The following is a 12,516-nucleotide window of genomic DNA, read 5'->3' as shown; positions in this document are numbered from 1 at the left end:
TCCCAACTATGCAACCGAAGACACCTTGGAACCCAAGCCTGAAGGCTATGAACCGGGTCAAGAATCCTCTTCCTATCCCATCGGACTGCCAGCATTGCGGCGATACAGTGGAAATTGTTCATCATGATGAGCTTTATGGTCGGTCCTACGGAGACTGGCCTTGGGCATATCGCTGTAAAGGATGTGGCTCTTATGTTGGTATGCACCCATTCACCAACATACCGCTTGGCACCCTCGCAACCACTGAGATGCGTGAAGCAAGGAAGCGCTGTAAATCGCCGTTTGAGGCGCTTTACAAGTCAGGAAAGCTTACCAGAAGTGATGCATATAAGCGTCTAGCAGAGAAGCTCGGCATTGAACACGAAGCTTGTCACTTTGGCTGGTTTGATGTGGAAATGTGTCATAAAGCAGAGCAAGCAGCACGAGAGATATTCATCGAGATTTACCGCTCTTAGCACCTAAGTACAGTTGCTAGTCCGAACTTTCATGAGAGTCTGATTATGAAACAGATTTTACGGAAGCAGAGGACAAAATCATGTGCAAAGAGACTCTGAACAAAACTCTTGCCGAAGCCAATAACAGTACCGGTTACTTTATGCCAGTCTGGGTAATGGATGAGCTGAAAAAGCATATTCCATCCGGCGTGATGAAATGGGCTGAAAACCAATGTCACGCATTTGGAAAAGAGCAGGAGTACCGACTTGAATCGGTTCGCAACCGGCCACCAGTCGGCGCATACGAACTGACATGCTCAAAATGCGGCGGTGACAATGTGGTTAAGGACGCATTCGCATCGTGGGATGTCAATGCTCAGGAATTCGTCCTCTATGCGACATACGATGAATCCTACTGCCATGACTGTGAAGAGTCAGTTTCATTGAATGAATCTGTCATTGCCACCAGCGAGGCTTCGCAATCATGAGCCTCAACGGTGCCTTTTCGGAAGAAGAATCCGTGCAAAGAATACCGATTATCGTGTCTGGCCTCGAAGGCTATGCGGAGAAATCGTGCGGAGGATGGGGCTTCTACGGCAAGTGGGCTTCTCATACTGGCTATCGCCATACGCATGGGTCCGAGCTGGACAAAGAAGGTCTACAGCATGTTGCCGAGGAGCTGCACAGGGAGCAGTCACCTCTCTGCTACCTGATCGGAGACGAACATAAAGAATTTGGTTGGAAGAAGGTCCGAATCAATATGCACGGTCATGTAGAGATTCGACTTCCTCAGTGGGCAGATACTTCAATCAAGGATGCGCTGTCTTCTCTTGGTGTTTGCATGAGCTGCCCAAGTAACTGCTATTGGGTCTTCCCTACAGACGTTGAGTTATACCAAGCAAAGGAGGTGCTGGAACCGCTACTTCAGCCAAATACTCGGTTTGCCGACGAGACCGACCTCGCACGCAAGCTTTTAGAAAACTTCCCCTCTTCGGAGTTGGGATTTAGAGAAACACAACTATCTCTTTTTTAACCAGAAGGAACCTTAACATGACAATCGAAACATCTATGATCGTCCGTACCGTACATACCGAAAAGGTGACAGCCCTCTTCGCCTCAACTGACATCGAGATTCTCAACCAGGTATCTGATGACTCCGAAGGTATTACCAAACTACAAATTGGCGGGATTAACTGTCGTGGCGATCTTCGGCTTGAGGTAATTCTCGATCACCTCCGGCAGCAGGGCATCTCATACAGCTATTATTGGCAGGAGCACAACTGCAATCAGGGCGGTGAAAGCCACTATCGCTCCAATGGCAAGGAGGATCAGCACCTGTCTTGGATGGACTATGAGAAGGATGTGGTTAATATTGAAGATGTACGGCAGGCCGTGGCCCAAGGGGAGACAGCCGTTCTTGAGCTGCTAGAGGCCTCGGAAAGCCGTTTTACGCCTTGGGATTGGAAAGAGGTGGCCGCGTAATACCCGGAGATTATCCACAGAAATTGGTGGATAACTCTTGGTATAATCTCTGTCATGACTTGATATATCTGGGCTGGACCCACTTGGTTAGAATATGATCAGATTACAGAATAAATTAACTGATTATCCGTTCAGTCGTCGTGAACGGTTCTACAACGTACTCGGACTGATAATTCTTGCGGTGGCAGGAATTGCAGCTCTGATTGCGTATGGCCTGGGTCCACTATTCACTGGTAAGCCTTGGCAGCTCGTATCACCGTGGCTTCATGTGATCTCCGCCATCACTGGAGCCTTATTGGTATGGCTGGGTTCAGGCCATGCTATCAAACAGGAGGGAGCCGCAATGGATGCTTCTTTAAAACGGTTTTGGCCGTATCGGGTTTTACGTTGGATAGTAGCCAAGGTGTTTAGCATCATCTGGTTTGTCATCACCTTAATTTTCTTTGCCTGGATCAGGCAAACACCATCAAGCTCACCAGGAGCATATGACCAACGTGAGCGAAATGCTGATGACATCTGGGATGGACACCCGAAACACTATTATGACAATGATCCACCAAAGCCGTTTTCATAAGTCAGGCTAATCCCAAGAGTATCTGGCTTTCTTGCCTGAACCCTTTCCGAGGCTTTTTCGAGAAATAACCTTTGATTCAAATTCAAAGTCTTCACTGATTTTAACAATAATTAGCTTGTTAAAATTACCAGCCCTTTTTACCTCAACGTTGTTACTACCTTTCTCAGGAGATATGGTTTTAATTTCAACCCAATCGTTACCTATACGACCGTCGGAACCTTGTGTGCCTGGTCGATGACGCTGAACACCATGTTTTATTTCCGCATAGAGCTCACCTAGCTCCCCCCATATTTGAAGATAGCGCCCTGTCAGCAGGTGATATTCATATGCTGATCGCACTAAATCCTCGAAAACCTGAATGACCTCGACTATTTGTGCTTGGGGGTATTCAGATATGAGCTCTTGGTGATGCAATTGGCTATTTATCCAGTCCCAACTAATCCATTCACCGTCTTCATATATGCCGTCACCGGACTCCATTGGACGACCCGTCATCGAACATCGCATAAAGTTCCTTCGCTTCTTTGCAGTCCCCTGGATGCAAGGGAGTAATTTACATCAAGGCTTAATTTCTGTTATCGGAATCCAGCGCTGACCATCCTTTTGTTGAAGCAGAACCAGGTTATTCTTAATCTCGACAACCAACCCCAGTTGCGATTGATCTCCGGGCTTTAGGTTTGCCAAGAATTTGGCCTGATCACGCATTTGTTCATATTCTGGATTCGCCCCATAAGCCAGAAAAAGAGAAGTAAGCTCAGGAATACCTTTAACCGCCATATAAGGAGTTTCAATGTAATCAACATTGCGCGCTGAACCATACTCAGTTTTATTGATTCCCTTGTTGGGATCTGCCCCGTTATCAAGAAGCATCTTCGCGAGATTTCGTCTTTGCTCGACATTGAACTTCCGTTCTGTCGTTACCTCGTAGAGCAATGGCTTGTTCACGAAGACATAATCTAGGTCGAAGCTGGACATAAATGGTTTGAACATATCAACAAACTTCACTGCTGTTTCATAGCTTGAATGATAGTGCCCAGAGACTCCAAGATAGAACGCTTTACTGGTTGGCTTCATTCCCAATCTTAGGAGTTCGTCAACAACATCAATCGCTCCCCATGCAGTAGCCTCCTCCAGGGCATCGTTACGCTCGTATCGTGCTTCCTTTATGAATTCCGGATTAGCACCTTGCTTTAACATCGACAAGGCAGCGTCATACTGCTTATCAAGCAACAGGCATTGAAACAACGTCTGATATTTGCTTTTCAGATTTGGATCGAGTTGATAATTACTCGTCACGTCATAGGCCAGACTGCAAAGACGCTGATCCATAGCTTTTTGAGCGATGGCTTCGATTTCAGGCTTGGTGTATGCGCCAGATTGAATGGCTTCTATAACAGCCTTGTTGTCTTTGTTTATACTTGCATCAAATACCAGTTGGTCCGGTGATTTCTTTCCAATCGTTGAGCAGGAACTCAGAAAAATACCGCAGGTAATCAGAAGAGTGATTTTTGTAACTCCAAACATTTAGTGTTCCTTGCTCTTTAATAGTAATTTAGCCTCAAGACTTCTCTTCAGGCACCAACGTCTTTTATATGCATTTGCCGTTTCTGATTTGACAGCTACATTGAAGTCTCCATATGACCGTGCATTAAGAGACGGAAGCCAATATATCATTAGGTCTTCTGCTAACTGTCTCGTTTCAAGGTACGCAGCACTTCGTTCATACGCTAGCCGACCAGCTACAGATAATCTGAATGTCATCGTGCTTATGAGGTGGTCGCAATCCCAATCTCTCATTTGTGGCCTGATGGCATTTTTATCAATGTTGCTTACTTCGATGAAATAAACTTTATCATGCATATTACTTTTCTTTAAAAAAGCCCTGCTTTTGCAGGGCTAGTATGCTTCTTTGTTACTTCTTGCCGCCGCTTCTGCCACGGTAGGCCCGATAAGCTGCACCTCCAGCCCGACCAGAAGCCCCTCGGAATGCCCCAGAGCCGGAAGCGGTACCGCCACCTACTCCTCCCATACCCATACCACGAACCATTCCTGCGCCAGCATAGGCCATAATGGACAGCCAAATACCGGGTAGCAGGATAATAGAACCGGCACTGACAGCAGAGACAAGGAAGCTGTTGGTTGCTATATCAAACCAGCCCGCTTGGGACATATAAATGTCCAATACCCGGTTATCAAACCAGAAAGCCGCAGCCCAGATTGCATTGATAAACTCAAAGCTGAAGTAGACCAAAGCGATAGAAACAAAGGCACTTAGCCGGTACTGGCCGAACAGCAAAACAAACGGTGCCGCCATAATGACGACCATCTGAATCAAGGCCAGAATCATTGGCCCAGCAACCTTAACCATCTGTCTCATCGTATGGGTCTGTAAAAACTCATCAATGCTGGTAAACAGGCCTGCGCCAGCGAACACCACATCCGCGGCCTCTTTGTACCATGACTTGTCTGTATCAAAGTTATTGCTCAGATCCACGTCGGTCTGAGAACTCAGGTTCGCGGCATCAGCTTGGAGGATCATCTTGATGATCAGGTCTTCCTTGGTGTTGTCATCCGCTACACCAACGGTTACAACTTGTGATCCCCAATCCATCCAATCATCAAGAATATCACCGGCCTCATCGGCTGGGATGTCATCGAGGATAAGCTGTCTCAAGCCGAGGGCTTCGTTCACGACACCTGGGCCTTCTTCACCAAGCCAGACTTCCCGGCAATACGGATGAGCGCCAGTTTCATGCGCAGCGTCAGAATCCCTGATTGCCGCTTGCCGGTTGAATCCAAACCTCTCCATGTTCCTCATATAGGCTTCTGGGTGCCGGTAGTATTCATCCACCGCATTCAGCAAAGTTCGAGAGCCGATCCAGTCTACATCCTGAACCGCTGAGATATTTGCCGGTAAAGCGATAGGATTCAGCTCGAAACGCTCCAGCGCCTTTTTGTAGCAAACTTCATGGAAGTCACGAACGCGCTGCCTCAGTTCAGGATCTTGAATGGTGATCTGGCTGATACGCATCAGCATGAACTCATAGTTGTTCACGCAGGACATGGACTTGATTGTTGTATGGGTGACTGCGCTGGACAGAAATTCCACGAACGACCAGGCTACTGGCTTATACACACCGATTCCGCCCATATCAGCGAAGCTGTCATCATAAGCGGTGGCCGTATTATCGCCCTGCCCTTCCGTATTCGCCGGAGGATTACAGTCGGGGATCTCCAGATCATATTTGACCGTGGCCAAGTCGATTTCCCAACCTTTATAAGGAATCACGCAGAGCATCAACACCAAAATCATGCTCACGACCTTGATTTCTAGTCCTTTAATGGTCGATTCGGCATCGCTGTCTTCATAGTTGTCTCGGAAGTTTGTGATAACCGCCGCGATAAACGGAATCAAAGCCAAACCAGATCCCACAAGGACATCCCAAATGGCTTCATACATGTTCCACCCAAATAACAGGGTGTAAATTTCGAGAAGATTATTCGCTACCATTCTTTTCAGAGCCCAAATTGCTGGATGATGACCACTTCAAAGAACGCCAGCATAAGCGCGACTTTCCACCATTGTGATTTCAAATACTGAACATCACGCTCTCGCTTCTCTGCATATTGTGCTTGGTCTTCATCGGATAGTTCGCCTGGATTAAACCGAGGCCTCGTCATAAACCGGCAAATTGGTGTCCACGCCGCCATTACAGCCACGTAAAAGCCGATGCGGTACCACATCCAGCCACCAATCAGGTCTACTCCCTTAATTTCGTCTGGTTTGACATCAAAGATGGCGCTGAAAATCATGCCAAGCACCATGAGGGCCAGAAGGCCCCCAACGCTGATGACAAAGAATTTGCCTACGCTTTTCATCAGTTCGGCTGTCCCAGTTGGTTGGTACCTGAAGCCTTGCCGCGATCAACTTTGCGTGTGTTCTGAACGTTCTTCTCTTCCTGTCCCAGGATTCGGAGAATGGTGTTCTGAGCAATGGCTTGTCGGGTTTTGATTTCAAGGTCCAATTGGTCCAGTTCAACCTGCAACTGATCAATCGCATCGTTCACAACAATCTTTGCCGGTTCAAACGCCGCGACGTTTGGCTCCTTGACGCCAGTTCTGAGCAATTGAGTTAACAAACGTCCTTGCTCTACCAGACGAGCGTAGGCAATCTCACCCGCCAGCTTGCGGATCATTTCGCCCTGCCCTAGTGCATCTCGTTTGCGAATGGCCATGATGATAGCGTCATTAACGATTACCCCAGGAGGAGCTGAAACACGATTTAAGTTCTGCCAGGTCAACTGAGTTGCACCGGTAACCAGGTCTTCCAGATCCTCAATGAGGTCATCGGTCATATCCCTGTGCATGTAGGTCAACCCTTTGCCCGGCGTACCGCGCATCTTCTTACAGCCATCACAGGTTCTCATCTCGATGTCACCAAGAACTCGTGTTGACCAGTTCGAGGCAGCGACCGGCCCGTTCCAGTATTCCCAGAGAGGAGTACCCTGACCGTCAGCAGGTCCTACGGTGGAAGTGGCACAACTGTTTGCCCGATCAAACATGATGTTGTAGCCGACCTGAACCACGTCCGTCAGAGCACGAATAGGTTGCTGGCCAGTTCCCCCTTTATTGGTACCGCAAGCCCACTCTGCACCGGCATTACCGTGGTTGGTATCATCAAGCGCTTCCTTGGCACGAATCGCATCCCCACCAGAAGCATTGATTTCCTCAGCCCAGTTATTCGTCTTAATGGATAGCTTGTACTTCTCAAACGGGAAGGATTGCTCTCCCATCAATACCCGAGACATCTCCTCACAGGAGGTTTCTGCCCACTCAAAATCCATCTTGCCCTGCAAAATACCCTGCTGAAGCATGTCATACAGACCGGGATTGGCACGCTGAATTGCCAGAGCTGGCAAACTCGCTACTGCACCGGTTGCAGACTGAATGATGTTATCCATCATGTTCCGGAAGCCCTCGGTAATACCGTTAAGCTGGTTACTCACCGAAATGCGCGGATCGAACTCACCACACTCCATATTCAGGTCCCAGCCAATCCCTAACTCCAGGATGGGCACGGTATGGATTCGAGTAGGTGCATCTGAAATGTAACCACCACCAATTTCGTAATCGATGGCACCCTTCAGACGTGGCGAGTGTTCGAGGCTGTCTGCGGTTGCTACACCCGAGAGCGCAGCGCACAGCATGACTGCCAGACCTTTATATAATCTGATTTGCATTGTCGTTGTTCCCCTTCATTAACCCGTATGAAAAATCAGTTGCTGGCCTTGCCGCGTACAGCACTTGTAAGACTTCCAGAAATTCCAGATATAGCTGCCATCAGTAGAACGCCGATTACTCGAAGGATTACCGCCATACGGGAAACGCTGGCAGGAACTGTCGGTACGAGGATAAAGCATCTGCCAAATACCCGTGTCTTCTCTGTCCTTGTCCAATGGATCGGATGGCCAGTACCCGTCCTGGTCGGCCTTATCAATGGTGTAATAAAGATGAGGCTCACCAGAGCGAGTGATGAAATGTGCGGCACGGAACGCGGACAGCACACCTGCTTTCAAAGGATCTTGAGCCGTCATAAATCCGTGGCGTGGATAAATCGCACCGTAATTATTAGTCACTGAACCAAGATCCCAGGTGTTGATCAGCGGTAACCATGACTGCGGATAGAACATCTCCGGCACGTCCCAACGCCAGGCAATAGAGTCCAGGTTGGATATGAAATACGGGAAAAACGGAAACGTCTGTCCGGCACAGACTAGGCCGAACGTCGTTTGAGCCAAAGCGTTATACGCGATCAGCGACGGGTTGCCGTAGGCATCCACCAGTTTGAAGTAGAGGTTGGCGTGCTGATCTTTCTTCGCCTCTGTACTCACCCCACCACGGATACCAACATCATCAACGTTATAATCCTCAATCCAGGAGATGATGGTTGTTACCCATGAGGAATCGGCATCCCCCTGAGAAACCTGGTTAATATCCTGCGATTCCGTCCAAGGTTCGCCATTGGCCCGGTCATAGGACTGAATAACCAGATCAGGTACATGGTTCTTCACCTTTAATGAGGTACTGAATGAGCATACCGGTGGAACCAGACAAGTCATCCAAACGCATATTCCGCGAAGCTCCCAGTTCATACAGGACAGTGCCGCTGACATGGTAGCCTCACTGATCTCCAGGGTATTCATTACTCCATCATATTGATCGTTCGTCTCACCATGACATGCAATACACTCAACGCTCCCCCGCTCCTCCAGCATTTGCTGGGTATTCCCCATAGTCTGGTCACGAGCTGCATCAAGGTCATTCGGGTCAAACTGCGTCCATGTATCCGGATACGCGAATGCTTGACCTGCCATGCCGGATAAACAGAGCGCGATGACGACAAACAGTAGTTTCTTCATCTATCACCCCCTTTGTTGTTGAAGATTCTGATCGCCTCTTGTAAGGAGGTAACGCCGTAGACCACTGACTTGTCGTTAAACACAATGGCTGGCAGCTTTTTGATTCTGAATCGAATGGCGTACTCGATGGCCTCGCCACCCTCTTCCATCTCTTCATAAAGCGAACGCCAGTGCGGTCCATTAAGTACTTCACTGAATGCCTGCTGATTGGCGTCTCGATAATTTGAAGGCCCAACATTCGAGCTAAGCTTGGCTTTCACCATCTCGTTGAGCTTGGCCGTGGCATTGTTTTTGGTGTCCATGTTGTACACATGAACCACCATGTTGGGCGGCAGCTTGAGGTCTTCTCGAACAGGAACAGCATCTGTTTGGAATACACGGATATTACTGATTGGATTGGCTAATACCGACTGGCAGCCAAGCACCAGAAGTACAAAAAGAAATCTTACGGGCGTCATACAGAAACTCCCTCTTCCTGGTCAGCCTCAATATCTTCCTGCAATACCTTCAACACTTCAGAATTTGCTTGTTCTTCTGAAAGTGCAGCACTCTCACGCTCAAGACGGGCGAGAGTTTCTCTGGCTAACGCTTTTTCCTTGCTCATAGCCTTGCGCGGCTTAGGGTCTTCGGGCTTTTCAGCGATACCACGGTAGTAGTCAATCATGCGACCGACATATTCAGCAGCTTCAACTTCCGTGATACCAAACTGCCTCATGTACTTGGCACGTTCTGTTTTTTCGTCTTTCTCCGTCCCTGCAAGACTGAGGAAAAGTGAAGGCGGTACGTTCCGGAATAGAGCTTCCATGTTTTCCGAAAGAACCACCCCCTCGGTGTACTTTTTGGGTTCCTTCTTCGCAGAGAGCATGAGTTGCTTCTGCTCTTCGTTGAGACTCTTGAAGCGGGCGATGTCTTCAATCTCGTCTTGAGGCATTACCAAGCAGATCCACCACTCAATCATGTTGAGCATCTTCTTGGCTGCATTCGGGAAGTCCGCCATGTTCTGCGTGGCTACCCACCACCAGGCCCCCAACTTACGCCACATTTTCACGACCTTCACAACAAACGGTGCCAACAGCGGGTTCGTTGTGATGATGTGGCCCTCGTCCGTCAACATAACGATAGGACGCTCATCGTGTTGATGCTTCTCCGCAAGGTTGTTAATGCGCATCATGATGGAGGTGTATGCGATAGCAAGCTGGGCGTTGTAACCTTCACGGGCAAATGTAGCCAAGTCCACGATGGTCACATCGGTATCAGGCCAAGCTTCTCCATCGGTGTTGAACACTTCACCCTCAAAGCCATCACAGAACATCCGCAGAGATTCACCCATCTCAAAAGCACGCATTCTTCTGTGCTCAGGGTAGTTGTCATTTTTGTTGATCATGCTGAAGCCATCAGCAACATCTGAAGTCATGGTACGGCGACCTTCCGACCGCGCTTTTCTTGCACCATTGAGAATGGCATCCCGAATCATTCGACGGTCTGCACGGGTGAGCTTTTTAGCCTCTTCTTCTTCACCACCGGTGATCATGAGTGTGGCTATGATTTCCATCTCACCCATAATGTCCCGCTGTTCATCTCCCTCATCGTCACCGTCGCTGTCTTCTGCCATCATCATCTCGGCGATGACATCCATAGCGGCCTTATCTCGAACGTGCTTTCGCTCCAGCTCAGTCAGTTCGTTATAGGTTTTGTAGGTATCGTCGATTTTAATTTTCTCAGGGATATGAGCTCTGAGGTCATCTTCAGTGATCATGGAGGTGTCACTGACGATTCGAGAGCCAAGAAGCTCCTCTTCGTCTGCATCCAACAACTTGTCCGCATCAACGAACGGCGGCAGCGTTACGCCAGCACCGGGCTTCAACTGCACTTTGTTAACGGTCATGTCCTTGTCAGCGAAATAGTCCGCCAGAAGTCCAAAGGAGTTACCGGCTTCGATGATGTACAAACGAGGCCGTAGCAAAGCCATGATTTGTGAGGCCATATTGGTAATCGATGCAGACTTACCCGCACCAGTAGGCCCGAGGATCAGACCATGCGCGTTCTTCTTCCGGTCCTGACTATGGAACGGATCGAATGATATTGGTTCGCCGCCACGGTTATACATGGTCTGGCCGGGATTGCCGGTACCGCGATGTCGGCCAAAGACCGATGAAAGATTTGCCAGGTGCTGAGACCAGACCGGACGAGTGGCTTTGTAATTACGATCCATCTTTGGCTCGTAAACCATCGGCAGGTTGTATATGTAGGCATCCAGACCCAGAGATTCATCTTCTTCGCGTACTGGCGCTAACTGATTGGTCAGCAACATTGTGCTGACCTGGTTTGACTTCTTGCGCAAATCCTTCAGGTTTTCACCTCGGATGTACACACACATCATGGCACGGTACAACTTGTGTTTATTGCCCATGAGGTTCTTGGCAATATCACAGTCCTTACGTGCCATAGTCGCATCTACAGATTCGCCCTTGGACTTATCCTGGATACGATTAATGTGATTCTGAACTTCATCCTGGGGAGTAATGATGATCGTGGTGGCCATAATGGTACCAGGAGGCATTTTGTCCATCATGCAACTGGCTTTGCCGGTTGAAGCACCATCTGGTGTCACCGAGCCGACTTCACCTGAGATCTGGCCAATCTTTGGGGTTCGACGGAGTTTGTGTACGCGAATACAGCGATGGGGCAGCTCATCAAAGGTCCATGTCTGATTTTCAGCGTCTGACTTCGGCAAATTGAAGAACAGGCTTTCCGCTAGGTCATCGCCGTAGGGAAGATCATCTTCATCAACGTAGCTGGCCAACTCACGGAATTTACGCTTATCGCCATTCGTCAGAAGTGGACGAGGATTGAACCAACCCAACATCCACTCGTAGAACATCTTCCCGTTATTCCGGATCAGCGAAATACCAGCATCCCTGAATGCGGTTTCCAGTTTCTGGATTACATCATTCAGCTCTTCTTCTGGCGTCATGCCAGCATAAGATTTCCACTTTGGCGGAAGTCTGCGATAGACCACCATTTTGATGCGGCGGATCTTGCCTCCCCAAGGAGCATCAAGGACTTCTTTATCCTCGAACAGACCGCCCTCCTTACAGATGCCCCGTAAGTGCGCCTCCATGATGTCCAGCCACTCTTTGGTGTACTTGGTATCCTTGCAATAGGCCTTCGGATAAGCACGGAGTTTGTCGATATACTCCTCCATGTTGTCATCGTCATAGGTATATTGCTGAATGATCCACGGCCCAGATGGAAGCTCCTCGAAGCAGTCCTGAAGAGCATCTTGAATCATGTCACGACGATCCTGGAGCCAGTTGTATGAACGGCCTTCAGTCGCAATCGGCACTATGTCGAAAACAGCACCTACGGATTTGCCGTCATCGAGTAGGATGGTCTGAGATTCTGTTTGGAACTCGTACCAGGGAAGTTTCTGCACAAACGACGAAGGTCTGCCATAAATGCGAGCAGCGTCCATCGAGGTCAAAGGTTTCTTCTTCCCTTCTACCTGTTCCTCAGTCTCGGCTTCTGGCTGAGGCTGATTTGCAACAGGCTCCTGATCGTCTTTTGGCGGAATAAAAACTTCCTTCAGCTTTTGCGCAAAACTCAT

General features: G+C 48.8%; 13 protein-coding genes. 5 read left to right on the top strand and 8 right to left on the bottom strand.

Annotated features, from left to right (window positions below):
* Positions 1 to 8: 8 nt before the first annotated feature.
* The 5 genes from IX91_RS24370 to IX91_RS24350 all read left to right on the top strand — a co-directional run bounded on the left by IX91_RS24370 (position 9) and on the right by IX91_RS24350 (position 2,490).
* The gene (locus IX91_RS24370) at positions 9 to 455 is read left to right on the top strand and encodes a zinc-finger-containing protein (protein WP_039953700.1); all 447 of its coding nucleotides are present in this window, start codon (positions 9 to 11) and stop codon (positions 453 to 455) included.
* A gap of 80 nt (positions 456 to 535) precedes the next feature.
* Positions 536 to 922: a hypothetical protein gene (locus IX91_RS24365; protein ID WP_004748827.1), complete on the top strand. Its 387-nt coding sequence runs from the start codon at positions 536 to 538 to the stop codon at positions 920 to 922.
* A complete protein-coding gene (locus IX91_RS24360; protein WP_004748826.1) occupies positions 919 to 1,467 on the top strand; it encodes a hypothetical protein in 549 nt (182 codons plus the stop codon). Before IX91_RS24365 ends, IX91_RS24360 begins: the two co-directional genes overlap by 4 nt.
* A 17-nt stretch (positions 1,468 to 1,484) precedes the next feature.
* Positions 1,485 to 1,916 (top strand): hypothetical protein, encoded by a 432-nt coding sequence (locus IX91_RS24355; protein WP_004748825.1) that lies wholly within the window; start codon positions 1,485 to 1,487, stop codon positions 1,914 to 1,916.
* Positions 1,917 to 2,010: 94 nt separating this feature from the next.
* A complete protein-coding gene (locus tag IX91_RS24350; protein WP_039953699.1) occupies positions 2,011 to 2,490 on the top strand; it encodes a hypothetical protein in 480 nt (159 codons plus the stop codon).
* Between the two features lie 6 nt (positions 2,491 to 2,496).
* Here the strand turns inward: IX91_RS24350 and IX91_RS24345 are convergent, their stop codons facing one another.
* The 8 genes from IX91_RS24345 to IX91_RS24305 form a co-directional block, all read right to left on the bottom strand.
* The gene (locus IX91_RS24345) at positions 2,497 to 2,985 is read right to left on the bottom strand and encodes a hypothetical protein (RefSeq protein ID WP_004748823.1); all 489 of its coding nucleotides are present in this window, start codon (positions 2,983 to 2,985) and stop codon (positions 2,497 to 2,499) included.
* 63 nt (positions 2,986 to 3,048) lie between these two features.
* Positions 3,049 to 4,014, bottom strand: coding sequence for a hypothetical protein (locus IX91_RS24340; protein ID WP_004748822.1), 966 nt, complete (start codon positions 4,012 to 4,014; stop codon positions 3,049 to 3,051).
* A 388-nt stretch (positions 4,015 to 4,402) separates the two neighbouring features.
* A complete protein-coding gene (locus IX91_RS24330) occupies positions 4,403 to 5,950 on the bottom strand; it encodes a conjugal transfer protein TraG N-terminal domain-containing protein (protein WP_004748820.1) in 1,548 nt (515 codons plus the stop codon).
* A gap of 56 nt (positions 5,951 to 6,006) precedes the next feature.
* Entirely contained in the window at positions 6,007 to 6,369 is a 363-nt protein-coding gene (locus tag IX91_RS24325) for a hypothetical protein (RefSeq protein ID WP_004748819.1), read from the bottom strand.
* Entirely contained in the window at positions 6,369 to 7,730 is a 1,362-nt protein-coding gene (locus IX91_RS24320; RefSeq protein WP_004748818.1) for an integrating conjugative element protein, read from the bottom strand. The genes IX91_RS24325 and IX91_RS24320 overlap by 1 nt, the downstream gene beginning before the upstream one ends.
* A gap of 18 nt (positions 7,731 to 7,748) precedes the next feature.
* Complete coding sequence (locus IX91_RS24315; RefSeq protein WP_004748817.1) at positions 7,749 to 8,909, bottom strand: TIGR03756 family integrating conjugative element protein; 1,161 nt, start codon at positions 8,907 to 8,909, stop codon at positions 7,749 to 7,751.
* On the bottom strand, positions 8,906 to 9,367 hold the full coding sequence (locus IX91_RS24310) for a DUF1525 domain-containing protein (RefSeq protein WP_004748816.1): 462 nt from the start codon (positions 9,365 to 9,367) through the stop codon (positions 8,906 to 8,908). The genes IX91_RS24315 and IX91_RS24310 overlap by 4 nt, the downstream gene beginning before the upstream one ends.
* Positions 9,364 to 12,516: a conjugative transfer ATPase gene (locus IX91_RS24305; protein ID WP_004748815.1), complete on the bottom strand. Its 3,153-nt coding sequence runs from the start codon at positions 12,514 to 12,516 to the stop codon at positions 9,364 to 9,366. Before IX91_RS24305 ends, IX91_RS24310 begins: the two co-directional genes overlap by 4 nt.

Source organism: Vibrio tubiashii ATCC 19109, assembly GCF_000772105.1.
Taxonomy (GTDB): domain Bacteria; phylum Pseudomonadota; class Gammaproteobacteria; order Enterobacterales; family Vibrionaceae; genus Vibrio; species Vibrio tubiashii.
This window is presented reverse-complemented; position numbering and strand designations above follow the sequence as displayed.